Origin of the sequence: Chromobacterium fluminis (assembly GCF_011602385.1) — a bacterium.
Taxonomy (GTDB): domain Bacteria; phylum Pseudomonadota; class Gammaproteobacteria; order Burkholderiales; family Chromobacteriaceae; genus Chromobacterium; species Chromobacterium fluminis.
In genome coordinates this window covers 21,575-44,416 of record NZ_JAAOMA010000034.1, presented here as the reverse complement: position 1 = coordinate 44,416, position 22,842 = coordinate 21,575, and the positions used below count along the sequence as shown (strand labels likewise).

Sequence of the window (22,842 nt, the reverse complement as noted above, 5' to 3'; positions counted from 1 at the left end):
CTCAAAACAGGTTTTGCTGCAGCATCGGCGCCGTAGGGTCGGTGAGGCCAGCCAGGGCCCCTTGCACGAATGGCAGTTTGGCTAGAGTTTCGATATGTAGCTGGGTCCGCTCGGGGAGCACGATCATTGGCTTTAGTTCGGTTTTGGCGAGTGACTGAAGTACATCTATGGCCGCCTCTCTCGTAGTTTTGGCAAATTGCTGCGAGCCGTGGTGGGAGCGGTAGCCAAGCGGCGCCAGGAACGGTACTTTGGTGCTAATAGCGTGGAACTGGAATGTGAATGCACTCCACGTCGATCCAAGCCCACTGCTATTGACTAGAACAGGAACGCCCTCAATCACGACCACAAATCGGCCGCGCAGCCCCCAGACCGGCTCATCCCCGTCTTTCGCGGCGATAGCCGTTTCGTACTGCTCGATTCTGGGGCTCTTACCAGGCTCGCTGCCGATCAAAGCCTGGCCACAAATCTCGGCCAACAGCTCCAGGTAACGAAGCCGCTCGCGAATCGACTCACCTCGATCGGCATTGACAATGGCGGCATGAAACCTCGCGATAGACTGCTGGCCAGCACCCAATTGGGATTGTGTAAATGTCGTCATGATTACTCCTGCACAGATGTACCGTCATTCCTGTTTGCTGCCAGGAAGACGGAGTAGGGAAGGTCCTCATCGCGCCGCGGCAAGAAACGCATGCTGGATACGGCCTGGATTCACCTCCTGCAGACCTGCGGCATAGACAAAACGATCTGCGCCGTCGATCTCCCTGCAGCAATCATCATCCTCCATCAGGTCGAGATCCTCCTCCGTGACCAGTATCTGTCCAGGTAGGGCGGTAGTGACGCTGTCCACGCGGCCATAGCGGCACGAGACCCAAACGTCGGCAGAGGGGAGGGCATGCGGGCCCAGAATTTCAATAATATCGCCACACTGTGGTGAGACGCCGGCGGCAACCGCTGTAGCAGCTTGCTCCTGGGAGGGCTTGTCTACGGCGTAAACAATGCCAGACACTTCGCCACATGCATGCCGGCGAACAATGATCCAGGCCTGCAGCGCTGGACTAGGTAAGGTGAAGAACATGGCTCTCTCCGGTTTAGGCTTAGCTGCGGAACATCACAAACTCGACGTCCACCATCAGCATCTTGCCGCCAGACAGATGCGTTACCCCCATCGTGCCGACTTCAATACCCGGGCGGATACGTTCTTTTTTTCCGTAGCCCGTATATCGAGTGCAGATCTGGCCAGTGAGGAGGAGCTGACCTTCAGAATGCAAGCCCAGAAACTCACGGATCTTGACCACCTCATTGCCACAAACCACCAGACCAAGGCCTTTAACCTTTTTGTCGGATAAATTACCCTCATATACGACATCAATGTACATATACGACTTACTACCACCGGACTTTATAACATCGGAAAAAACAGCAGGTTTCGCGATGGTCAATTCACCAGAGAGACTCAATTCCATGATGGACTCCTGCACAGAGTTATTTAATTAACGCCCGGTTGCTGCCAGGTGATTTAATCGAATCCGCCTTAATTCAGGCTATGATTCATTATTCTCTTTATTTGCCCGAAAGTCAAATCCAGTCAAATAATATTTGACTAAAATGCAACGTGATTTGGACAAAAAAAAAGCGCATGAATGCGCATATCTTTTTTATTTAGTAGAGAACGATTACTGTGAGTGAACCTCAGCACCTTGTTTATAGGCTCGTTCCCCTACCCAATAATTAATGGACCACTCCTTGCACTACCCAGAGAGCTTGGCCCGCTCACAGCGTTCGATCTGCCGGACTTCTTCCATCACATCCTTTGGCAAGCACACTTCTTCCTTTACCCAACCGCGCGGCACATCTTCAATATAATCCAACACTATCTTGCAATTTGCACTGACCAGCTGCTTTGACTTCCCAGTTTCCCGCGCTACCTCTGCCTGGGATTTCCCTTCTACCAATACAGCACGCGCCACCTCTATGGTTCCAAGCGATAGACGCTTCAAGCTAGGCATCAAGGCCTCGAACTCCTCAGGAGTGAGACGCTGGATATTTTTCGCCATTAGGCTCTCCAAATGGGGCGGAAGACCCGCCCCGTTAAATTTACAATCCTTTCCAGCTCAGCTGGATTCCCGATAAACCACGCCAAATTTGACCGTCGGTCTTGCCGATCAATTCTGCGAGTTGCTGACTATGCTCGTCCTTCGCGAATTTCTGGATGCGCTTACCAAACTCAACAAAGGTGAGGCGAGACCCCCATTTGACGAGCTTGCCAAATCGCTCAACTGCGAGAAAGATCAAAGAACTGTTGGATTGGTGTTTAACATGCATGACAATACTCCTGCACAGAGATTTATTGATTGGATTCATGGCGTTTGCTGACACCGTTGAGAACCCAGCGCATCCTCTAAATTACAGAGGGTGAAAATATTATCCCCTCATAAACCCGCCAAGTCAACTATAGTCAAACATGTTTTGACATAAAAGCCGCAAGGTATTTGTTTGCAATTGCGGTTCAGCCTACGTAGAATCGACCTTGGAAGCTCTAAAATCTCTTGCACAGAGTCCTACGAGTTCTCCCGCCCATGATCTTGCTGGGTCATGGGCACCCCTCCCCATTTTCGCGAAACCACTCCCCTCCCTAACTGCAGACCGGCCGCCCGCAGGGCATTCAAAATAATGGGCGGAGCCCATTCCTCCCGGCGCCACGGAACGGTTACGCGGCCCGCGTAGGGCGGAGAAGGGGAGCGCAGATAGCGCGGGGAAGAGGAACTCTTCCCCTCTCCATATATTGACATGTACCCACACTGACATTCGCGTCACAGGTATGCGTTAAAATTCTCGCATGCGAGAATTCCTCGCCGTCATCCACTCTGTTCTTCCATTGCTAGAGCCAGGCCGGCGTGCCGCTTTTGACGTCAAAAAAAATTAAATTTGATGATCGAGAATGCCGAAGGCCACGCTGTACATCGACGCGGTGGGTATGTGGACAACCCTGCGCGGGTTTCAGAGGGTGGATAAGTAGGTGGGTAACTGGTGGGCGAGAGGAGAGGAACGAGCCGTCCCTCGTCCACGGATTATCCACCTACTTATCCATGCTCTGGATGCAGGGTTGCCCACATATCCACGGCCCATAGGGATACTGACATCGTCCCAAATAAACCGGTTTTATACCCTCCGGGGCCTAACAGTAGGCGGAGGCATGAGCGCAACAAGCGCCTGCAGCTATAAAAATCCTCGCCCAGCATGCCCCTTGAACCGATTGGCACGGCGGATGTAGCGGAGCACTGTCCTAGGATCTTTCTGCCCAGTGACTTCCATAATGCGCGCCACATCCTCGCCGTACTCGGCCGCGGTGGTGATGAAGCCGCTGCGCAGGCTGTGCCCGCCGATAGCCCCTTTATCTTTTCCCAACACCGTCTTGGCTAACTGTTGCACTCGACGGCAGATCCAGTCTGCCGACAACGCGGCCGGCTGCAACGCACCGGAGCGATGCACCACGCGGTAAATTGGTCCCTCTTTAATACCAGAGGCGTTGAGCCAGGCCTGTAGGTGACTGACCGGCGTCAAACGGGAGCCGTTGTAGATTGGCTTTTCGAAACCACGCCCATGCTGGTCATTTTTCGACTTCGGTAACAACGCAACCAGGTGGCCATCCGCTTGGAACGTCAACCGCTCAAGTGTGAGAGCGGCCAACTCGCCAGCACGAAAAGCACCGGCGAACCCGACTGCGATCAGCGCACGATCACGCAACCCACCAAGGGTGTCCGGGCACGCGCGCAGCAGCAGCGCAATCTCTAGGTCGGACAGCGGCTCCTTCTGGTTCTTTGGCAGCTGACCGTGTCTGCGTAGGATGCCGGCCAGGGTATCCCGCACCAGCGCATGCTCGGTCGGTGAGGGTAGGCTCTGCAGTCGGTGCGCGTAGCGGATAGCAGCGAGGCGACGATTCAGCGTCACCGTGGCGAGTCCGGATTGGGCCTGGTGAGCCAAGAACAGAGCGATGCTATCAGGCGTCGCAGGGGTGCTCGCCAATGAATAGGCTGAGCACCAGTCTGTAAAAATCCTGAAATCACTACGATAGGCGCGTCGTGTACCGTCGGCCAGTGTGGCGCCCAAGTAGGCATTTGCGGCTTCCAGCGTTGCTTGTAAGGCAATGGGAATGCCATGGTAGTCGGCGAGTTGGCCACAATCGGTATCATCGTGACCATGGTTGAGATGATCGTCGTCAAGGTGCACTGCAGTCGGCCTCTACAAGTAACTCTGTTGAATTGTTGCACAGCAACTGGAGGTTTCCCATTGCGAACCAAGAGCTATGCTCAATCTAGGTGTTTATGCATCAACTGATCAAGCGTGATGTTGATCGCATGTGTACCGTGTTGCATAAGCCGCGAAACAGGGATAGATTGCTAGACGCTGCCGGGAGGCAGCTTAGCAATAGTAGAGCTTGATTTTGCATTTCATTCACTGCCGGACAGGCAGCTTAGTAAATAGAAGCCTCGTAAGACGACGCTGGTTTTCACTGCCGGACAGGCAGATAGTCATACGTGGCAACCTTTCATTGGGCTTGGCTACCTAAGGTGTTTTCCGAGGGCACGAGCCGGTGCGCGGCCTGCATGGCTGGTTCCGGCTTTCCTTTCGTGCTACCGTATCTGAATAGTTCCAAAATATAGCAAATTCAGACTATGGCAAAAGCGATTATTGTCGAGGATCACCAGTTCAAGCATGCCGTCACGGTCGCCAGCATCACTGGGCGAAACAGAGAGCGAGATGTAGCACTGCTGCATGTCCTGTTTGGCACGGCGCTGGCACCAACAGAAATTAGCTTGCTGATCGTGGCCGATTATTTGAACCAGGACGGGAGTGTTAAGCGGGATTGGAAGGTGCGCGAGAACATCGCCTACAATCGACGTGAGCGTCCCCTGTTTTGGGTGAGCAAGAAGCTATTAGCGAGCCTCGACACCTACCTTGAATTCAGGCGCAGCAACGGGCTGGGCACGATGTCAGGCGATGCCTACCGGGGCTTACAACCTGAAAGCGCCCTTTTCGTGACTGAAGATGGCCGCAGTATGGCCATGACTAAGCGCATAGTGAACGGCAAGCCATCCTATGCCTGCGACGTGCTGACGAGTCTATACCGCAAACTGTTTTCCCAGGCCGGCATCGAGGGCGCTAGCGCGACCAGTGGCCGGCGCACGTTCGCTACGAAGCTATATCGTCGACATCAGCGGGGCGAGGCGGGAGGGGGCGATCTGAAGCACATCCAGGAGCTGCTGGGGCATACCAGCATCAAGGCCGTTCGCAAGCTGGTGGAATGTAATCCGATGAACTTAGGGGCTATCGTGGCCAAGGTGATCTGATGACAGGGCAAGAGTTTGAAGCGGCGGTTAAGGCTGCCGGGTACTCGCAAAGCGGGTTTGCAAGAGCAATGGGAGTACATCGAACCACAATTGCAGAGCGATATACCAAGGACGAGGTAGAGCCATATTGGGTCTTTGCCTTGGCCGGGCTAATCGCCAGCCGAGCTGCAGTATCTGTATCGGCGCTTGTATCCAAATACGACAACAGCCGCGCAAAAATGTCTGGTTAAGCGACAAACTCCATTGCAAAAGTCAGTCATAGCGACTAAAATAAGCGTATAAAGTCGGCAATGACGACATACCTGTATTGGATATTAAATGAAGTCCACCATCGATAAAGTGTTGTCCGAGAGCGGCTGGGAAATAGATCGTATTACGGGAAATTCATCCAAATTCTTCGCTACCGCTGCTGGACAGCGCCCCGCCGTCGTTTACGTTTCCCGCGAGTGGGGTTATGACATGCTTCACTATGGCAAACGTGTGCGGTTCCACCTGTCGGCCGAATACTGGTCTGAAGGCAAAAATGCACTGTCTACCTCTTGGGCCTTCATCCTTGAAGACGATACAGTCGAAAGCACAACGCAGAAAATGAATAGCCATCTTGCTCAAATCCAGCAAGCCATCGATGTTACTTATGCGCGCCGGCTACACCTGTAAGACCATGGAAAACACCGCGCCCAGGTGGCGCCCGTATCCGGCCGGTAGTCGGACAGGAGAAATGACTCGTGCCAAAAATTGTTCAGATCAAGCTCTCGCTGCTGAAGTATTACGAACCGTTGCGGGGGGATACTCATACTAATAAATACACCCGAGCAATCGCTGATGACATCAAGAAAAATGGGGTCAAAAAGCCTCTAATCGTGAGGCCGGTTGGTGATATGTACGAGGTTGTCTGTGGCTTGGCTCGCTGGAAAGGTGCGTTGATCGCTAACCTGCCCACTGTCCCTGCCGAGGTGCGACAACTTACTGATAAAGAGGCCGCGAAACTGGCCTTTATGGACAATCAGCAGCAGAAAAAGTGAGTTCGTTCCTCGGCGCGCTGGAGAACGCCCTTGCATCGGCAGAACCCATGTTCATGACCGAATAGCGGAAAAGAAAGAAACCACAACGGTGACAACCGAAAATATTGGCCAGCAGCTGGGGCCGCGCTTGCGTGAGGAGCGCAGGCGATTGGGCATCAAAGTCAAAGACATGACTGCCAGCTTGGGTTTGAGCCGGAACATGTGGCACCGCTACGAAATGGGCGCTGTTCCGGGTCTGTCGATTCTGATTGCTTGCAGTGAGCTGGGCTTTGATATTGCCTATCTGCTGACTGGCCATCGTACTCCAGTTTTTCTGACTAGCACCGAGGCGCTGCTACTGGCCAGGTTTCGTACCGCCAGCGTAGATCGGCGAGATTTTGCATTGGAAACTCTTGCGTAGGGCGTTGCTAAATAACTCGGAAAAGGAGTTCCAGGATGAACGGTAAAACGAACCCGCGCCGAGCCGGTGACAGTACCGCTGCTGAGCGCCATGCGCTGCAGGTGCAAGCCCTTCAACGTATCAGCCACCGTCAGCGCCGTAACGGCCGCTGATCCCCGGAGAAACGCCATGCGAAAGCCGGCAGTTCAGGAAACGGCTCAAGAACACGCAACCAGACACAAAGTCGGTTCCAGCAGCGCGCGCGCCCGGCTGGAAAAAATGGTGGCGGCCGGCGCTGCAACCAGGGTTGAAGAAGTGCGGAATGGCACCCGTGTTGTCGTCTACACATACACCCCGAAGTCGTAACGGAAAATTGCGCTTAGCGCCCGTGGCTGGTTAGCTTTGGTGTTCCGTTTAATAACAACTTTAAGGAAGGACTTATGGCAGCCATCGTTCCTGAGCTGGTCAATATGGCCACCGATCCAGCCGTTTCTACAGCCGACCTATTGCTCAAGGCGCTGGTGGTCGCTCGCCGGCTAGCCGTGCCCGACCTTGTTGATTGGATCGACGGCGAGTTAAATGGCTACAACAAGGGAAAAGACATCCCCGACTACCGGCTGTTGCGTGGTCAGTTGAAAGCCCTCAACCCCATCAACGGCCCTATCCCATTAATGATGCCAACCGCTGAGTCAGCAGAGCACCTGACGTTGACTAGGGTTCGCCAATCTGTTCCTGAGCTGGTTCAATTGTCCCAAAGCAAACAGGGGTTGTTTTCCTTTTTTTCCGCTGACCTGGAGCACCGTCTGATGCAGGGCATGGAGGTGCCTATGCGTCCGGCAATTAGTCTCTCCACAGTCCAAATTCACGGCATTGTTGAGAAGGTTCGCAGTCGCATCTTGGAATGGGCGTTGGATCTCGAAGAGCGTGGCGTACTCGGTGAAGGGATGACTTTCACTCCCCAGGAGAAGCAAATGGTTCAGCAGCACTACCACTTTGGCGACGTGACTGGGTCGCAAATTCAGATTGGATCGAATAGCTCCAATCAGATGCAAACCAAGACGGCCGACCTGGATGCCCTCAAAGCCTTGATCGATGTTTTGCATGGGACCCTTGATCGAGGCGAGGTCGCTGGTGAGCCTGGCGATGAACTGCGGTCCGAACTGGCGACTTTGCAGGCTCAGGCGGTATCGCCCAAGCCAAAGTGGCACGTAATCAAAGCCACAGCAAACAGCATTAAATCGGTTTTGGAGAATGCGGCAGGCGGCATCGTTGCGGCCCAAACACTTCCTTACTTGGCTCCCTTCTTGAGCTGATACCAGGTAGTCCCCTCGGAAATTTGTGTCATGGAGCCTAAGCGTATTCACCTGGCAAACGAAAGCGGAAGCCGTTCGAGGTGTCGCTATTCATCCAGGCCCAGCCGGCGCGTGGTGATCGTGCAGCTGGCGGCTTTCCTTGAGCTGCCGCACGAGCGGCGATGCGTTGAATGCCAGAAGAAAGCGGACATTTTGACGGCGCAGGAATAACTCGGAAAAGCCTTGCCCATGCCGGTGGTCGCGCCGGTATCAGCAAGACCTTTCACCAGGCCGCCCGGAGCGGCCTTTGTCACGAGGAAAAGCATGACAGGGCAAGAATTTGAGGCCGGCATGAAGCGCCTGGGCCTGAGCCAAACCAAGATGGCCGAGATCCTGGGCTGTGATCGCGGCACGATAGCGGCCAGGTGCAAGGCAGATCGGGTTGACACGCAGTACCGCTACATCATGCTCGGCATGCTGGCGGAGCAGTCCGCCAAGGATTTGATCTTGGCCGTTGGTTCTTCCAGCAAAAGTGAGTAATTTTGCTGAATTAAACAGCAAATACCATTTGCATCTGCTGTATGGTTCTGCAATAATGAACCATATCGCTGGTTGAGCCAGCTTTGAACGGAAGAAGCCATGCCTGACTTTTACTACCAAATCAAGGGGCGGGAACTCTCAGCGTATGGTGAGGTGCCCGGCTGGGCTTGGCCACCCATCTTTAGTGGTCTTGTGACTGCTCCGGACAGGAAACAAGCGAAGGCCCAGATTGAGGAAGAGTACAGCCGGCAATTCCCGGTCCGGGTGTTGAAGAAGGACATCGAGCAGCATGCCTACCTGCTGCACTTCAAAGAAGTTGAACCTGACAACGATTACCTCCTGCGCCGGTTCCGCAAGACCGTGTGCAAGGAGTGCGGCACCATCTTCATCCCTATAGATAAGTACAACGACCCACACTCGGACCATCAGGGGTTGGAATACTGTTCTGACCGCTGTTCCAAGGAAGGAAGGTTTCGGGAGGTTCAAGAGTTTCGCCTTGCGCACGAAGGTAAGCTGCCGCCGGTAATCTATCAGGTCCGGCAGAAATCAACTGGCCGGGTTTATGTGGGCCAGTCCATCCGGCCGTTCACATTGCGTTGGTGGGAGCATCTCACCTACCCGAGTGAAAGCAAGTTTCATGAAACCTTGAGAGCGACACCGATCACGGATTGGGAATTTTCGGTGCTTGAGGTTGTTTCGGTGCCGGACGATTGTAAAAGCAAAGCCGCATACATCACAGATCGAGAGCGCCACTGGATTGATGCGCTGAACGCGGTTGCCGATGGATTCAACTCGGTCCTTCCGACCGGCGTCAGCCCTCAGCTAAGCCTCATTGAATAAGCACCACGGAAAAGAAAATGGCTGACGTAACCCGGCTGCTTGACAGAAAAGCAACCATTGCACAGATGAGGGAGCGCCGCCGTATAGTGGAGTGGTTGCGGAAGGTTGCAGATCACATCGACCGGGGCGAAGCAGAAACCGATCCATTTTGCGCTGTACTCACATTAATAGGCCGCAAGCAAAGTGAAGTTTTGGCGCTTGGGATGGCTGAGGAAAACGAGATTGCGGAGGCGGCAACAACGCTGTTTCGGCACGCCATCAGTCCTAGCGGCGAGCAGAACCACAGTATCTACCCTAGGAATTTTGTTCAGTTCCTCCGCGATTGGCAGTCAGCCGAAATGCTGATAAACGCCATGAAAAACAAATAGGACGAAAAATTATGAATCACACCAAAACGCAACATGGTTTCGCGTCGATAGCCTTCCGTGATCGCAACGACGCACCATGCCGCCTTCAGAAAAGCAGTCTGGTCACCGAAGACGCCTTGTGGCTTGGCGTTGATGACGCCGAACCCAAGATCATGGCGTGCAACGCGGCGGCACACGGAGTGGAAACTACCGAGACTACGGGTTGGGTGCCGTACCCGCTACCCGATGCCGTTCTGCTGACGACGGGAATGCACCTCACCCGTGAACAAGTCGCACAACTGCTACCGATTCTGCAACACTTTGTTGATACCGGCGAATTGTCTGAAACTGGCCACCCCCTCTAAAAACAGGAGCCTCGCATGTTCCCCAACTACGACGATTTGTCCGAGCTGTACCGCCGGCATCAGGATGGCCAGCATCTGCCGGACGCGGATTTGCAGCGCTTGGCGGACTACGCACATGGCGCGTGGCATGCTGCGCGTGATCGGGTTGAGCTGATAGACGACGGTCGGGTGGTGGAAGATTGGGAAGGCCAGCGCAACGAAAAAAACGTCGAGCGGATCGAGTGGGAAAGCATTTACACCGAGCTGACCGGCTCGAAGCCTCACTAGCCATCGGAAAAGACTGCGCAATGGACCTTACCCACCAGAACCTTTGCAAGCTGGCCGTTGAATGGCTGCAGCGGCCTTCTAGCCGGAAAGGCCCCGGCTGCGTAGTAGCGGTCTCTGAAACGCAAAACGCGATCAACAACGAAATACCGGATGCGATTGGTTGGCGGCCGTACCGGCATGGTGGCTGTGGGGCTACGGTCGTGGAAGTGAAGGTCAGCCGTGCGGACTTCCTTGCCGACGCCGGCAAGCCACATCGCCAGGCTCCTGAATTGGGGATGGGGGCATATCGTTACTACATGGCCCCGGTTGACCTCATTTCGGAGGCTGACTTGCCACCTCGCTGGGGGCTGATCGAGGTTACTGAACGTGGCCACATCAAGGTTCGTTGTGGGCATGTTTTTGCGTCGAATTGCCGGCCAGAAGAGCTGGATAACCAGTGGCGGCATGAGCAGTTCAACGTGCAGGCCGAAATATCGCTACTGGCGCTCGCGCTCGCTCGCGTAGGTGATCCTCAGAAGTTTCAGGGCATGCTTCGAGAAGCCGGGAATCGCGCAAGTAGGCTGGATAAAGAGGTGGTTCAATTGCGCGAGCGTATCCGGGTTCTTGAGAATGAAAAACATGCGCTGATTCGCAAAGAGTTGGCTTTTTAGAAAACCACGGAAAAGAGCCATGAACGCACGAATTCACGCAATCTACCGCAAAGCGGTTCAACGAAACCATGTCGCATACCGAAAGCTGTTTCCGCTCTCGATGGCAACATGGATGATCGTTGGCATGGCCGAGTATAAAGCTCGCACTGAGCGGTACGAGCGGTTCGCAAAACACGTTTTGCGTTGGCAAAAAGTGCTGACCGCCAGTGTCACCATCTAATCACGGAAGAGCGCCGGTTACGGTCGGCAGGAAAGGGCAAACTGTGAAGCTGAAAGATCATCCTCAGTTGGTGGGGGTGCTTGTGATAACGGTAGTCATTGTGGCAATCACGGCTATCGGTATCTCCCTGCAAATCTGGGTGTCTCATCGGGAGTCCACGCCGGAATGTGTGCCAGGTGAGGCTATTCCCCCGAAGGGCTGCGTAACAATCATCCGGCCTGCAGCGCCTTCCTACTGACATGACGGAAAATTACTATGCAACACACCATAAGCGACAGATTAGCAGAACAGATTGCCCACATGGTTCGCAACGATGAAGATTGGATTCCCGATGCTGATGGCGTTAATCCGGAAATCCATGTCGTCATCAATTATTTCGACAATGGTGTATGGCTTTGCGCACATAACGGCGAGTGCTTCATTCATAAATTCGAACGTACTCAACGACTGGCGTAGCTGATCGGAAATTGGTCATGACCCTAAAAGCCCTGTTCTCTGCCGCTCGTGCCTGGATCGTCGGCCCTCACGCTGTCGGTGTAATGCGTGGCCTGTACTCGGACATCGAACGTGACAAGGCGCTGGACGTGCTCGCGCAGAACGGCCTGGCAGCGCACTACTACCTGCCGGCCGTGGGTGTGGCTGATCGTGAGCTGGCGGCGGCGTGCCGGGAGCTAGCAGGATGCGGCTACCTCATTGTGGATCGTTACGGCGATCTGCAAGGTAAGGTCGCTGCCGCTCGGCCAACGTCTGATGAAATCGCCCAGGAGCGTCGTGCGGCGTTCCGTATCGTCAAACTGGCCGACACCGAATAACAATCACGGAAAACACCGCGCCTAGGTGGCGCCCGCGCCGGCCGGCAGCCGATGCTCAAACAGGATGAAATGAATGAGAAATGAACTTATCGCCGCCGTTGCATTTCTGGCCTTGGGTTGCACAGGAGCGAGCGCTGGTCCTGTGGCCAATCCCGCGCCTGAGTACAAAGACGCCAAGCTACATGCAGCATGCCAAGATGAAGGCACGCTGAGCAGCATGAAGGTTGCGAAGCCTTTGATCTGTGTCGATCACAAGTGGCAACAGGTTGTCTTCAAGACCAATCCGGACGGGTCCGCTCAGCCTCTCGTGTACAACGGTAAATGTTCGTATCGCTTTGTTGAGGGCCAGGAACAGATCGGCACAATTACTCTCAAGGCTGGCCAGCTTGCTGATGTCTGCATCCCCGCAGGATGGAAATTCCAAATGGCAGCCAGCTCGGACAGTTTGAACTGGTTTTTCAATCATTCGGAGTCAATAGAGAATGTGATGCTGGTAAAGGCAATGACACCAGGGGTCAACTCAACTACTTGGGTTTACGCATCTTCTCCGAACAGCAAAGAAGTGCAAAAGATCGTTGTGAACCTCCGGTCAGCCAAGTAACGGAAAAGGAGACTCAAGATGGAAGACCGTACAAGAAAATTTAGCGTTCAGCCTGTGCCTGTCGAGCAGAAAATGAGTGACCTGCCCGCAGGTCAGCAAGCCGAAGTCCAGTCTTGGCTAACGCTTCTGGTTGGCCAGTCTAATGAGCCGAAATCTGTCATGGATGGCATGACGCAGGCCGAGTGCGAAGCATTCAATCAATGGGTGTCCGAGCAGACTGGAGACCCCGAACATGGCGGGGCAATTGATTGCATGAAATGGCCCGGTTGGGGGGAAGTTGTTATGCGTCGTGCCAAAGAACGCGCTGCCAAATAACCATCGGAAACGCCTTCTGATTGCTGCCGGTACTGCCGGCAGCAATCAGAAGGCCAACTAGGAAAACAACCAATGGCAACACGCAAGTTCAATGTTGATCACCCGCAAGGCAAGTTCTTGATCGTTGTAAGCGAGCAAACGCCTAATTTCTTTGTTTCCACGGCAGTCTTCTACACAAAATCAGGAGACGGGCAGAGAGGCAATCTAAGCCTCAATGTGGATGCCAAAAATTTCCACGGCACCAATCACACGCAAGCCTATGATGCCGCCAAAAGTTGGATGCGTCAGACGCTGGGGGCAGCGATCAATATCGAAGAAGTCGTTGTTGTTGAGCAAAGCTGATCCAGCTCGGAAAGTTGCCATGAAACTCGAACAAGCCCAGCGTGCCATTCTGATAGAGGCGAAGCGCTATGGTGGAATTGATGCCATTAACTTGGAAGCAATCAAAGCACAAGAGTCAACCTGCACTGAACTGGAACGGGCCGGCCTGCTCCGTAGAGACGACTACCGGCCAGGCAGGGCAACTTGGTCTCTAACTTATATGGGCCATCAGGCATTGCTGAATTAAACAGAAAATGACTATGCCTTTTTTCTTGCTCGCCCTCTGTCTCCTCGGCTTCGGCTGGGGAGGGTATGAGGCCATCATGTGGTTTGAACGGTCCTTGCTGACCTACCAATCATCTGCCTGGTATGCATGGCCGTGGCACTGGCCCGGAGCGTACCTTGCGAATGAGTTCTTCACTGGAGGGATTTTCCCATCGACAACCGAACTCCCCTGGGTAATCCGCGGGCCATCACTGCTGTTGAGGGCAGTTATCGGATTGACGATCAATCTATTGATTGCCCTAGTGCCCATTTTTATGCTCGGCCTGCTTGCTCGGCTTTCGACCTGGGTGAAGTCAGACGCCTCCAAGGAGGCCCACTAACCCCACGGAAAATACACGCCGGCCGCCGCCGGCTCGAAGGAGGCAGCAATGAGAACATTGAAACGTTTCAGGCTAATTGTCCAGGGCTTACTTGCCGCGTGGTGCTTAGTTATGGCAATGATCGGTGCAGATAAGCACTTGTACATCGGCATGATGGAGTTTGCCGCAGGAGGTGTGTTTCTGTGCATCGTGACGGCAATTGAAGCCATGCACCTGCTGCGACAACCGCAGCAAATCGAATAGCGGAAAATAATTATGAATATTCTGCAAAACCAGCAAGCCATAAAAATCCTAGATGATGCGGCTGAAAAGCTGCGATCTATCGGTCTAGCTTGCTGGGTGTCGCCTACAGATATGCGTGAGTTCGGCATGGCCGTTTCGCTCCACGTTGGCGAAACCGAACTTACAGTTTCTGCCGCGCACGTCGCGCAAGGTGAGGGCGCTGTAGCCCCACATCTTGCCAATGAAAAGGCACGCGAACGTTTTGCACATCAAGTTGCAGATTTCATGGCTGATGCTGCGGTGTTCAAAGCATCAGGCGAATAGGCCGGAAAAATTTCATGAACAATGTTACCAAAATCCCGGTAAACAGCAGAACCCCCTCCCTGCTGGATGCTTATCGCCAGGCGCTGGCTGATGGCTACAACAAGACCGTTGATTGCGAGCGGCTTGACCTCTCGACCGTGAATGTCATGGTTGGGTTTCTAGCGGCAGCCACAATCGCACTGCGCCTCATTGGGAATGAGCATTGGGCGGCTCGTTTCGAGGAGTGCGCAACGATGCTTGAGCAGAACTGGTCGCTCTATGAAAAGGCTATCCCCGCCCTCTGCGCAGAGTTGGACGCCAGAGCCGCGTAACGGAAAATATGGAATCCCAACAAATGGATGTGTCTCTTAGCACTATAGCCGCGCGTTTGCGTGATGAGCGTAAGCGGTTGGGAATGACGCAAGAGACATTTGCCGAGGTTTCAGGCGCAAAGCGGCGAACGCTCGTAGATTGGGAAAAGGGAGTTTCGTCACCTACGGCCACTCAATTATCCGCCTTGGGTTCCATCAACGTGGACTTACTATATGTTTTGACGGGTCATCATCTCGGGCAGGGGATTTGCGAGAGTGAGCAAGAGGTTACTTTGGTACGTATGTTTCGAAACCTTTCCGCAAGTCAAAAGGAAGTTGTATTGCTGTTAATCACTGAACTGGCCGCAAAGAATTAAACCAATGAGAAAGCCTGCTGCCGCTGCCGGGCGCGTCTCGGCAGCAACGAGCAGACTCAACAGAGTTTCGCATGCGAAACATTGCAGCCAGTTGGCCGCCCACTGCCGGCTGGAAGCCGAAAGAAAGGTTTAGGGATGAAGCTAACTGATGAGCAAATCACTGCCGCTCTGGATCGCGCAGTAGATGCCAGCCTGCACATAGAAGATAAGAGCGAGCGCGCAACGGCGATACGCCGGCAGGCTGTTGTAGAAGGCGCGTCACTTGTCACGTCAGAGCTTGAGCAGCTTCGAGCACTAGCTGATGAATTGATTTCATTCCAGGCCGAATATGCTGAAAAAGCGTTCGAGCCGGGCGGCATGCCGGGCAATGAATACTACCGGCCAAAGCTGGTCAAAATCGTTAACCAGGCCCGCGTAGCCCGCGGCCAGTAAGACCCCGGAAAAATTCATGGAAAGACTGGATGAAGCCCTGAAGCTCCTTGGCATCGAGCGGGCACAACAAGCTCACCAGCAGCATGTCTTGCTCATGGCAATCCAGGGATTTGCGATGGCAGTTTGCGATGAGGAATTGGAACTGGCCTGCGAAGAAAAGATGAGCCAGATCCGGGCCGCTTTCGCCGCGAACACGAAAGCATAGGAAAATTATTCAGCACGAACTATCCGGAAATTCCGGATGGTTTCATAGATACCGGAAAACAGGCCGCCCCGGTAGGGGTAGTAGGACAGGAACCCGATAGCCAGATACTCCGACAACGGCGGTGAGCGCGAGCAAGACCCGGTAAACCTTGAGAGAGTATGGATGGTCGGCAGGTTGTCAAACCCTACCGCCCCTACCAAGGCGGCCAGAACGGAAATGCCCTGCCGGCACCGCCGGCACCAATACACAGGAGCTGCGTATGGATCTGCAAAAGGGAATGAAGCTAATCTACCAGGGGTTTGAGACAACACCCTCGGTGGAGATCAAGGCTGTGATGCTTGACGACCACCAGGAGTACGACGGCGGACTCCAAGGCGTTGCTGTTCGTTGGCTGAAGAAACCGGGCAAGCCCAGCGAATTCATCCCGTGCAAGAGTGGTGCCGAATTCGCCCGCGATGAGCGCTTTGCCAATCTGTTGCCTCCGCAGCCCTGTCACCCTGAAAACAAGCTGATGATGGCCGATAAATTACCTTTTGTAGATTTGACACAGCAACAGCAGGAACAAGCTGTTGCCCGCTACATCAATGCCCGAAGTGGCGATGGCTATCTGTATGAGTTGGATTACAGCGGCAATGTCCTTTGCCGCCAACTCTGCTGGTCGGCTTACTCTCCAGCCCAAGCATAGACCTCGAAAAGGAAACCATCATGCTATTTGAATTAATAACTGTACTGTTGATTGTATTTTTTTCCCATACATCGTTGTAGGTGTCGTGCTTGGGAAAATTTTTACAGGACTCAGAGAGGTATTCTATTTGCCTGTCCTGATGGCCGCAGTCGGTACAGGTGGCTTGGCTTGCATAACATGGCTGAATAGTACGCCTGATAATTCACGTCAGTTTGTGAGTCTTATGGAGGCCGTTTCTCAATCCAGCTTCGGTGGATTGCCGATGCCATATGTAGCAGCCGGTGTTGCTTTGGGATTGTTTGTTGCTTCCATGTCAAAGATGTGGACACGTAAAGACGGATCGTAAGCATCCAGACCATTGGAAAATTTATGAATATCTCTTTAATTGTTGTAGTCGGCATCGTATTTTTAGGCGTAATAATAGCGATTGCAGGCATGTCTTTTTTTTCAGAAGTGGTTCGCTGTCGGTGTGGGTATGTTTATAGAATGTCATTTGGCATCGAGGAATTTACATGTCCCAATTGCGGTTTGAAATATAATAAATATAAATGAACCAGGACTAGCAGGCCGTCTAACGTGCATTGAAAAAGCCCCCACCAATCAGCCGACTGACGGGCCCCGGTGCTTGAAACGGATAATGATTTACACGGCAGTTTATGAAGACTACAGCGTCGATGTGTTCAAGACCCGCAAGTCGCTCTGCGAATTCATGTCCAGGAGCTGATACGTGCTTGATGACGATTCGGAGGAGGAATCCATCGCAGCCTCTCCAGCCGACATCGTAAGGGCGGTTAAGTGCGGACTCGAATCCCATTGCTAACAAAATCGGAAAATCAGGTAAGCCTTTCCACTCGTTTCATGGCTCCTCTCACTCTACGCCATAGCCCAGCCGCTTTAAAACCTGCCCCACCCATAGATCATCCGCTGGCATCAAGTTTTTCTTGAACAGGTATCGCCGGCCGGCATCCGCCAGCACGCCCAGGCGGATCGCCGTTTCTATCCTGAAGACAAAAAGCTCAACGTTGACGGGTGCCAACGGCGCAAGCTGCTCCAGCTGGGCCATCAGTGCGGCCCGAATTTCTTCCTGACTCGGAGGGGTTTGGTTGCGCGGCCGCGGCACGATCACCTCCGGCCTGGCCAGCCTGAGCGGAGCGAATGGAACTGGCGCGGGCCTGGAGATCACCTGGGGCTCTACCCGGGAGGAGGGCGCCGGCGGCGCCGGCCGCGGCGTGCGGTAGATCCAGCTCTTGTAAGCTTCAGCCCGCAGCCACTGTTGGACATCGCCCTTGCGGATCTGCTTCTGTTGCCGATGCTGGATTTCGCGGACGAAGGCCGTCAAGTTGAGCGCGATCGCAGGTACCCGCTGCGCCTGCCACTGCGCGCGAGTGGCGGCGCCGGCGGCGAGATCCCACTCCACCAGCAGCTGCAGCGCGCGCTGACGGTACCAAACCTGGATGGCTGCGCCACCTGGTACCGTCGCCGGCGGCAGCGTCACCGCCTCGAGGGATAGAACGCGAGCTTGCGGACCAGGCAGACCCAGCTGGCAATCCGGCGCCTGTAACACCTCGACAATGGCCAGGAGCAAGGCCTGCCCCATCGCTTCGGCGCAGGACGCACGCGAGTGGTGAGCAAAGTGATGGATGTTGATCGGACCTTGGCGCGCCACCAGGGGTCCGCGGCAGCCCGGACACACGCAGCCGCAGGCGAGGCCCTGGGCAACTTCGCTGACTTCCACTAGGGCATCGCCCTTCAATCCAAAAGGGATCAGGCTCATGAGCCGTTCCTGACCAGCGACCGGCGCCTGGCCATGGCCAGGGTCAGGACTTGAATTGCCACCACAACATCCCCGCCACCATCAGCGCCAGTAACACCGCGCCGCGGCTCGGCGCATGCAATCGCCACAGCTGGCTCACGGCCCAGCGCAACGGCTGGCGGCATGCGCGCCGCAGCTGATCGTTCGCCTGCTCCAGCGCGCGAACCCGCCCATCCCGCTCGAACGTGAGGAGCTCATTTTCTCGCCGCTGCGTTTCTAGGACGTCGCGGATATCGCGCTCCTGGATATTTTCTTGCCAAGACAGGACAGGGAGCAGCTCGCGCACCTTCATCGGCCGCGACCGGCCTTCCTGGTGTCCTGCATCCTGGTAGTCGAACACGATGCCGAATCGTTCGTAGAAACGATTACGGCGGGCGCGGTTTGCTTCATACGCCTGGGCGTTCTCCAATTGGATCGGATGCACGTCGGCTTCGGGCCAGCGCTGCACCCAAGCCACCAGCTCATTCATCAGATAGGTGCCGACTCGCTGCCCCCGCAGTGACTCTGGATCCAGGAACACCGTTCCTGGCGCGCCATTACGACCGGTCAAGGATACGATCTCGCCGTCGTCGAACTCTCGTCGGTAACTGGCCTGGAAATGGCCGCTAGCCAAAGGCTGCAGACCGCCGTTCGACCAGAGCACCTGGTAAAACAGCTGCAGCTGGGCTTCGAAGGTATGACCCTCTTTCTCATCCGGCACCACGGTTTCCTCGCGTTCCACCAGCAGCTGCGCGATCGGTGCCCCCTCAGGATGCCGTTTGTCGCGCACGTCCAGCAGATAAAGGCGAGCGTTCCCACGCTTGCCCGAAAACCAGTTCCCTTCCAGTGACGGTAATGCCATCTCTTTCCACCTCTGCCGCAATAAAATGCCAACATTCTATCAAGGACAGCGAGACGGCGGGCGCACCACCCGCACGCTCATCCGTCGATCGCCAGCGGCATACGCCGCAACAACGGCGCGGATAGCTGGTGATAGCCGTTTTCCAGCCGCGGCGCATGGCCATGCAACCACTCGGTGGCCAGCGGCTGGCGCAGGGCGTCGGCCAGCTGCCGTAGCTGCGCCACGTCGTCGCACTGGATCGCCAGCTGGTGGCTGATCGGCAAGCGTCCGGCCGGCAACCAGATCGGGGCGACGCGCGCCAGGATCCGCGGCAGCACTAACATCGGCCGCGACAAATCCCAGCGATGGAAGGACTCGGGCGGCTGCCAGGCGCCGGCCTGGCGGCCACGGGCCGACATCGCCGGCAGTGTGCGCTGCAAGTGCAGGCGGATCGACGGTGCCGGCAGCTCCCCAGGGACCGTCCGGATGGCCCAGCGCCGCGGCGGCTGCACCGCTTCGCCGGCCAGGTCCTCCGGCGCCAACACCGGCACCAGGAGATCCGCCGGCAGCGCCGCCGCGGCGCCGGCGTCGACCAGGAACACGCCATCGGTCCCCAACCAGGGCGCCAGGCGCACTGAGGCCCGCTCGCCCAGCGTTGGCCGGTCGCGATAGCGCGCGGCATCGACGCCAGGATAGATCGGGGCAGCGCTCAGCGGCTGGCACCCCGGCTCGCCGGCGCCCGCCAGCAGCAAGGCCACCGGATGCACCCGCGGCGGCGTGCCGGCAACGCGGGTTTTCGAGCGAAAGAAGGTGCTGCGCGCGTCCAGGCGCTGTAGGTGGGCGATGGCCACGTAGCGTCCCATCTCGGCGCGCAATGCGGCGCCCTGGGCTGCTGCGAGCCAGCGATCGGCTGTCACCAGGCCGATGCGGCCGCCGGGCTTCAGGCAGCGCACGCAACGGTCGAGAAAGGCGTGCAACAGATCCGCGCGGGCATGGCCCGGGACGACCGCATCGTATTGCCGCTGCAGCAGCGACGGCACCCGAAGCCGGCGCAGGTAGGGCGGGTTGCCGGCAATGAAATTGACGCTTGGCGAGTCAGGGCCCGCGGTGAGGAAGTCAGCGCACACCACCATGCGAGCGGCCAGCCGCTGCGCATCGCCGGCGCTGCGGCCGGCCAGGATCAAGCGCGTTTCGACTCGCTGCCGCGCCTCCGCGGCCGCCGGCGGGTGAAACTCCCAGCCGGTCAGCTGCAGCAAGGCCTCGTCGCTGGCCGCCGGCGCCATCGCCAGCACACGCTCGAGCGCCCGTACCAGGAACATGCCGTTGCCGCAGCTCGGATCCAGCAGGCTGCCGCCGTTGGCCGGCCACTGCAGCAGATCCAGCAGCTGGTCGACAACGGGCTCCGCGGTGTACAGCGCCGTCGCGGCGTGCACGGCTTCAATTGCTTCGCGCTCCGGGTCGCCATCCAAGGCCAACGGGTATTGCCTATCGACGTTCATCCGCGATCTCCGGTAACCAGGGCGTCCAGCAAGTCCGGCGGGCGCCGCCGGCGCGTGGTCAGCGGCAGGCCATGGCGCGCAAAAAACGCCTTGCGCGCCGACAGCCAGGCTTTATACGGATAGTGCGTCCGCTCGCCAAAGGGATACGCGGCGTCGATGGCGCGGGCGATCTGCGCCTTATCGTTGACGCCGGCCTGCAAATGCTCTACGCGCACCTGGTCCATCACCGCCAGCGCGCTGTCTCTCCAGCTCAAGCTCATGATTGTCTCCCTGGCTCACGGCTGCGACGCGCCGCCGGCGCCGACCAGGTCGGCATATGCGTCAAAGGCCGGTTTGATCTTGCTGCGGATCTTGCGGACCACCGGGTTCAACTGCTGCGGCGCCACTCCGTGACGGGCGGCCGCTTCGTTCTGCGGCAGGCCGCGCACAAAATGGTCCTGCAGCGCCGCGCGGATGCCAGGCGAGCTGACCCGAGTTTGGGTCAGCATCAGGTCCAGGGAGGCTTCGGTAATCGGGTAGGGACGGGGCATGGGGGCTTTCTGATAAAATGGGCGGACTACTGGTCCTCAGTAGGTGGCGCGCGGTGTCGGAACCGTGCGCCACACCTGGTTACGCCATGCTGGCGGTCAAGCGCTGCTCCAGCTCCTCCAGCTCACTGGTCAGCGGCAGGCCTGCCGCCTTCAGCAGCTGCGCCGCGGTCGACTTCACGCCGTCGCTGGTCTTCTGCATTTTGCCCAGCACCACACAACGTCCCTCCCACAGCTTCGACGATTTTTGCGGATCCAGCGTGGCCAAGCCGGCCATCGGCGCCCAGTTCACTTGTTCCGCCGTGCCGGCGCGGTTCAGCAGCTGGCGGCCAAACAGCGCCAGTGCCTCCAGCCACACTGCATGGCCAATCACCCATTCCTCACGCACCTGGCTGGCGGCCACGCGGTTGTCCATCATCGCGTCCCATTGCGGGATGTGCTGGGCGCACTGCTGGAAGAAGGCATTCAGCACCTCGGCCCAATCGGCCTGCATGGCCGGCTCCAGTTCCGCGATGTTCTTCTCGCTGACGCCGGTCAGCAAGGTGATGAATTTACGGACCACCACCAGGCTCCACAGCTTGTGCGACTTTGCGCCCGGGCTGGCGTTCTCGAAGTCGATGCGCGATTTGAGCTTGGGCAGATGATCCAGCAGCTTCAGCACGAAGGCGTTGAAAGGGTTGCGATGATCGTACAGCGCGTTGATTGCGCTCGACGGTTTGACCTGCTTGGCGTTGATGTCGGCGAACATCTGCTGACTGCGCGCCAGGCCCTGGTCAAAGTACAGCGTCACCGCGATGGTCTCTTTTGCGAACGCCGGCCGCTGCGCCAGCGCGAGCTCGATGCCTTTGCGCCGGTGCTGACCGTCGTTGATCAACATCGTCGCGCTGATCGGAATCGACAGCATGCCGACGCGGTCGCTGGCGCCGGGCAGCGCCACCGGCTCGAAAGCCATTTCCGCGGACACGCTGGCGGTCAACGCCGGCAGCACGTAGTCGATAGGGTTGGCCACCATATAGTCCGCGATGTCGCCGGCGCGGCGCGTATTCAACACGCGCTGAGCGCGGCATTCCGCCGGCACCACTTCCTCATCGAACTTGAACAACTTGGCGAGCACGCCGTAAGGCACCTGAGCGACGTAGTAGGCGCGGCCAGCCTGGATGCCTCGCACCGCGGGGAAGGTATAGGTGATTTCGTCGCGCTGCAGCTCCAGCTTCCGTACATCGTGCAGAGCTGCGTTGCGCCGCGCGCGGTCCTCGGCCTCTAGTACCGCCATGCGCTCGTCCTCCTCCAACGACTCGCGGGCGCGCACCTCGTATAGGGCGCGCAGCTCGTCCAGCGAGATTTTCAGCAGGGCCAGTTCGCCGGTGACCAGGCGTTGATTGAAATCGACACCGGTGCTTTCCGGCCGCAGGATGTCTTTCATCAGCTCGAGCTTGCGCCGGTCGAGCTCTTGCCGCTCCCAAGCCTCGACCAGATCCATGCGCAGGTCGCCCTTCTTCAGCGGCTCAGCACTTTCAATCGCGGCGACTCGACGGCCATAGTCGGCCCCGGATTTGCGGTTTATCTCGTGAGCCTTCTGCCTCGCGTTGAAGTCGTCATCGTGGTAAATGCCAATGATGGTGCCGGCCGAGTGGAATTGCCGGCCTATGGTCACGCCGCACAAGGCGATCACATAGTGTTTGTTGACTTGCTGCATGCTGGTCCCCGTCAAGAATGGCCGGCGA

At 56.5% G+C, this 22,842-nt stretch carries 40 protein-coding genes; 27 read left to right on the top strand and 13 right to left on the bottom strand.

What is annotated here, in order from left to right:
* Position 1: 1 nt before the first annotated feature.
* The 6 genes from HA052_RS19830 to HA052_RS19805 form a co-directional block, all read right to left on the bottom strand.
* Positions 2-598: a hypothetical protein gene (locus HA052_RS19830; RefSeq protein ID WP_166453254.1), complete on the bottom strand. Its 597-nt coding sequence runs from the start codon at positions 596-598 to the stop codon at positions 2-4.
* Positions 599-664: 66 nt separating this feature from the next.
* Complete coding sequence (locus HA052_RS19825; protein ID WP_166453253.1) at positions 665-1,075, bottom strand: hypothetical protein; 411 nt, start codon at positions 1,073-1,075, stop codon at positions 665-667.
* 19 nt (positions 1,076-1,094) lie between these two features.
* The gene (locus HA052_RS19820; protein ID WP_166453252.1) at positions 1,095-1,463 is read right to left on the bottom strand and encodes a hypothetical protein; all 369 of its coding nucleotides are present in this window, start codon (positions 1,461-1,463) and stop codon (positions 1,095-1,097) included.
* A 285-nt stretch (positions 1,464-1,748) separates the two neighbouring features.
* Positions 1,749-2,054: a TrfB-related DNA-binding protein gene (locus HA052_RS19815; protein WP_166453251.1), complete on the bottom strand. Its 306-nt coding sequence runs from the start codon at positions 2,052-2,054 to the stop codon at positions 1,749-1,751.
* Positions 2,055-2,094: 40 nt separating this feature from the next.
* Positions 2,095-2,322, bottom strand: coding sequence for a hypothetical protein (locus HA052_RS19810; RefSeq protein WP_166453250.1), 228 nt, complete (start codon positions 2,320-2,322; stop codon positions 2,095-2,097).
* A gap of 894 nt (positions 2,323-3,216) precedes the next feature.
* Positions 3,217-4,227 carry a tyrosine-type recombinase/integrase gene (locus HA052_RS19805; RefSeq protein ID WP_166453249.1) on the bottom strand — a complete coding sequence of 337 codons (1,011 nt, stop codon included), beginning with the start codon at positions 4,225-4,227 and terminating at the stop codon, positions 3,217-3,219.
* 446 nt (positions 4,228-4,673) lie between these two features.
* Here HA052_RS19805 and HA052_RS19800 point away from each other — a divergent pair, with 446 nt between their 5' ends.
* From HA052_RS19800 to HA052_RS19775, 6 genes are all read left to right on the top strand, one after another.
* Positions 4,674-5,348, top strand: coding sequence for a site-specific integrase (locus tag HA052_RS19800; protein ID WP_166453248.1), 675 nt, complete (start codon positions 4,674-4,676; stop codon positions 5,346-5,348).
* Positions 5,348-5,578 (top strand): helix-turn-helix domain-containing protein, encoded by a 231-nt coding sequence (locus HA052_RS19795; RefSeq protein ID WP_166453247.1) that lies wholly within the window; start codon positions 5,348-5,350, stop codon positions 5,576-5,578. The genes HA052_RS19800 and HA052_RS19795 overlap by 1 nt, the downstream gene beginning before the upstream one ends.
* Positions 5,579-5,666: 88 nt before the next feature.
* Positions 5,667-6,005 carry a hypothetical protein gene (locus HA052_RS19790; RefSeq protein WP_166453246.1) on the top strand — a complete coding sequence of 113 codons (339 nt, stop codon included), beginning with the start codon at positions 5,667-5,669 and terminating at the stop codon, positions 6,003-6,005.
* A gap of 68 nt (positions 6,006-6,073) precedes the next feature.
* The gene (locus tag HA052_RS19785; protein ID WP_166453245.1) at positions 6,074-6,370 is read left to right on the top strand and encodes a ParB N-terminal domain-containing protein; all 297 of its coding nucleotides are present in this window, start codon (positions 6,074-6,076) and stop codon (positions 6,368-6,370) included.
* 88 nt (positions 6,371-6,458) lie between these two features.
* Complete coding sequence (locus tag HA052_RS19780; protein ID WP_166453244.1) at positions 6,459-6,770, top strand: helix-turn-helix domain-containing protein; 312 nt, start codon at positions 6,459-6,461, stop codon at positions 6,768-6,770.
* Positions 6,771-7,189: 419 nt separating this feature from the next.
* Entirely contained in the window at positions 7,190-8,062 is an 873-nt protein-coding gene (locus tag HA052_RS19775; protein ID WP_166453243.1) for an AbiTii domain-containing protein, read from the top strand.
* Positions 8,063-8,148: 86 nt separating this feature from the next.
* Here the strand turns inward: HA052_RS19775 and HA052_RS19770 are convergent, their stop codons facing one another.
* Positions 8,149-8,367, bottom strand: a complete 219-nt coding sequence (locus HA052_RS19770; RefSeq protein ID WP_166453242.1) for a hypothetical protein — start codon at positions 8,365-8,367, stop codon at positions 8,149-8,151.
* Between HA052_RS19770 and HA052_RS19765 the strand changes: the two genes are divergently transcribed.
* The 21 genes from HA052_RS19765 (at position 8,366) to HA052_RS19665 (ending at position 16,459) form a co-directional block, all read left to right on the top strand.
* Positions 8,366-8,581, top strand: coding sequence for a helix-turn-helix domain-containing protein (locus HA052_RS19765; protein ID WP_166453241.1), 216 nt, complete (start codon positions 8,366-8,368; stop codon positions 8,579-8,581). The two genes, HA052_RS19770 and HA052_RS19765, sit on opposite strands and share 2 nt — an antisense overlap.
* Positions 8,582-8,680: 99 nt before the next feature.
* Complete coding sequence (locus HA052_RS19760) at positions 8,681-9,421, top strand: GIY-YIG nuclease family protein (protein WP_166453240.1); 741 nt, start codon at positions 8,681-8,683, stop codon at positions 9,419-9,421.
* Between the two features lie 17 nt (positions 9,422-9,438).
* The gene (locus HA052_RS19755) at positions 9,439-9,789 is read left to right on the top strand and encodes a hypothetical protein (RefSeq protein ID WP_166453239.1); all 351 of its coding nucleotides are present in this window, start codon (positions 9,439-9,441) and stop codon (positions 9,787-9,789) included.
* 11 nt (positions 9,790-9,800) lie between these two features.
* Positions 9,801-10,133 carry a hypothetical protein gene (locus HA052_RS19750; protein ID WP_166453238.1) on the top strand — a complete coding sequence of 111 codons (333 nt, stop codon included), beginning with the start codon at positions 9,801-9,803 and terminating at the stop codon, positions 10,131-10,133.
* A gap of 15 nt (positions 10,134-10,148) precedes the next feature.
* Positions 10,149-10,400 carry a hypothetical protein gene (locus HA052_RS19745; RefSeq protein WP_166453237.1) on the top strand — a complete coding sequence of 84 codons (252 nt, stop codon included), beginning with the start codon at positions 10,149-10,151 and terminating at the stop codon, positions 10,398-10,400.
* Positions 10,401-10,420: 20 nt separating this feature from the next.
* Positions 10,421-11,050: an adenylosuccinate synthase gene (locus HA052_RS19740; protein WP_166453236.1), complete on the top strand. Its 630-nt coding sequence runs from the start codon at positions 10,421-10,423 to the stop codon at positions 11,048-11,050.
* Between the two features lie 19 nt (positions 11,051-11,069).
* Positions 11,070-11,270 carry a hypothetical protein gene (locus HA052_RS19735; protein ID WP_166453235.1) on the top strand — a complete coding sequence of 67 codons (201 nt, stop codon included), beginning with the start codon at positions 11,070-11,072 and terminating at the stop codon, positions 11,268-11,270.
* A gap of 255 nt (positions 11,271-11,525) precedes the next feature.
* The gene (locus HA052_RS19730; RefSeq protein WP_166453234.1) at positions 11,526-11,726 is read left to right on the top strand and encodes a hypothetical protein; all 201 of its coding nucleotides are present in this window, start codon (positions 11,526-11,528) and stop codon (positions 11,724-11,726) included.
* A 17-nt stretch (positions 11,727-11,743) separates the two neighbouring features.
* A complete protein-coding gene (locus tag HA052_RS19725) occupies positions 11,744-12,082 on the top strand; it encodes a hypothetical protein (RefSeq protein WP_166453233.1) in 339 nt (112 codons plus the stop codon).
* Between the two features lie 73 nt (positions 12,083-12,155).
* Positions 12,156-12,683 (top strand): hypothetical protein, encoded by a 528-nt coding sequence (locus HA052_RS19720; RefSeq protein ID WP_166453232.1) that lies wholly within the window; start codon positions 12,156-12,158, stop codon positions 12,681-12,683.
* 18 nt (positions 12,684-12,701) lie between these two features.
* On the top strand, positions 12,702-12,998 hold the full coding sequence (locus tag HA052_RS19715; protein WP_166453231.1) for a hypothetical protein: 297 nt from the start codon (positions 12,702-12,704) through the stop codon (positions 12,996-12,998).
* Positions 12,999-13,070: 72 nt separating this feature from the next.
* On the top strand, positions 13,071-13,340 hold the full coding sequence (locus HA052_RS19710) for a hypothetical protein (protein ID WP_166453230.1): 270 nt from the start codon (positions 13,071-13,073) through the stop codon (positions 13,338-13,340).
* A gap of 19 nt (positions 13,341-13,359) precedes the next feature.
* Positions 13,360-13,566: a hypothetical protein gene (locus HA052_RS19705; RefSeq protein ID WP_166453229.1), complete on the top strand. Its 207-nt coding sequence runs from the start codon at positions 13,360-13,362 to the stop codon at positions 13,564-13,566.
* Positions 13,567-13,579: 13 nt separating this feature from the next.
* Complete coding sequence (locus tag HA052_RS19700) at positions 13,580-13,924, top strand: hypothetical protein (protein ID WP_166453228.1); 345 nt, start codon at positions 13,580-13,582, stop codon at positions 13,922-13,924.
* Positions 13,925-13,972: 48 nt separating this feature from the next.
* Positions 13,973-14,167, top strand: coding sequence for a hypothetical protein (locus HA052_RS19695; protein WP_166453227.1), 195 nt, complete (start codon positions 13,973-13,975; stop codon positions 14,165-14,167).
* 12 nt (positions 14,168-14,179) lie between these two features.
* On the top strand, positions 14,180-14,470 hold the full coding sequence (locus tag HA052_RS19690) for a hypothetical protein (RefSeq protein ID WP_166453226.1): 291 nt from the start codon (positions 14,180-14,182) through the stop codon (positions 14,468-14,470).
* 14 nt (positions 14,471-14,484) lie between these two features.
* The gene (locus HA052_RS19685) at positions 14,485-14,781 is read left to right on the top strand and encodes a hypothetical protein (RefSeq protein ID WP_166453225.1); all 297 of its coding nucleotides are present in this window, start codon (positions 14,485-14,487) and stop codon (positions 14,779-14,781) included.
* A gap of 8 nt (positions 14,782-14,789) precedes the next feature.
* Positions 14,790-15,137, top strand: a complete 348-nt coding sequence (locus HA052_RS19680; RefSeq protein ID WP_166453224.1) for a helix-turn-helix domain-containing protein — start codon at positions 14,790-14,792, stop codon at positions 15,135-15,137.
* Positions 15,138-15,272: 135 nt separating this feature from the next.
* On the top strand, positions 15,273-15,569 hold the full coding sequence (locus HA052_RS19675) for a hypothetical protein (RefSeq protein WP_166453223.1): 297 nt from the start codon (positions 15,273-15,275) through the stop codon (positions 15,567-15,569).
* 16 nt (positions 15,570-15,585) lie between these two features.
* Entirely contained in the window at positions 15,586-15,774 is a 189-nt protein-coding gene (locus tag HA052_RS19670; RefSeq protein ID WP_166453222.1) for a hypothetical protein, read from the top strand.
* Positions 15,775-16,033: 259 nt separating this feature from the next.
* Entirely contained in the window at positions 16,034-16,459 is a 426-nt protein-coding gene (locus HA052_RS19665) for a hypothetical protein (protein WP_166453221.1), read from the top strand.
* 868 nt (positions 16,460-17,327) lie between these two features.
* Here the strand turns inward: HA052_RS19665 and HA052_RS19660 are convergent.
* The 6 genes from HA052_RS19660 to HA052_RS19635 all read right to left on the bottom strand — a co-directional run bounded on the left by HA052_RS19660 (position 17,328) and on the right by HA052_RS19635 (position 22,814).
* Positions 17,328-18,233 (bottom strand): competence protein CoiA family protein, encoded by a 906-nt coding sequence (locus HA052_RS19660; RefSeq protein ID WP_166453220.1) that lies wholly within the window; start codon positions 18,231-18,233, stop codon positions 17,328-17,330.
* 43 nt (positions 18,234-18,276) lie between these two features.
* Positions 18,277-19,113: a GNAT family N-acetyltransferase gene (locus HA052_RS19655; RefSeq protein ID WP_166453219.1), complete on the bottom strand. Its 837-nt coding sequence runs from the start codon at positions 19,111-19,113 to the stop codon at positions 18,277-18,279.
* Between the two features lie 77 nt (positions 19,114-19,190).
* Complete coding sequence (locus tag HA052_RS19650; RefSeq protein ID WP_166453218.1) at positions 19,191-20,591, bottom strand: Eco57I restriction-modification methylase domain-containing protein; 1,401 nt, start codon at positions 20,589-20,591, stop codon at positions 19,191-19,193.
* Entirely contained in the window at positions 20,588-20,851 is a 264-nt protein-coding gene (locus tag HA052_RS19645; protein WP_166453180.1) for a hypothetical protein, read from the bottom strand. Before HA052_RS19645 ends, HA052_RS19650 begins: the two co-directional genes overlap by 4 nt.
* Positions 20,852-20,866: 15 nt before the next feature.
* Entirely contained in the window at positions 20,867-21,121 is a 255-nt protein-coding gene (locus HA052_RS19640) for a hypothetical protein (protein WP_166453217.1), read from the bottom strand.
* A gap of 79 nt (positions 21,122-21,200) precedes the next feature.
* Entirely contained in the window at positions 21,201-22,814 is a 1,614-nt protein-coding gene (locus tag HA052_RS19635) for a DNA sulfur modification protein DndB (RefSeq protein ID WP_166453216.1), read from the bottom strand.
* Positions 22,815-22,842: the final 28 nt, after the last annotated feature.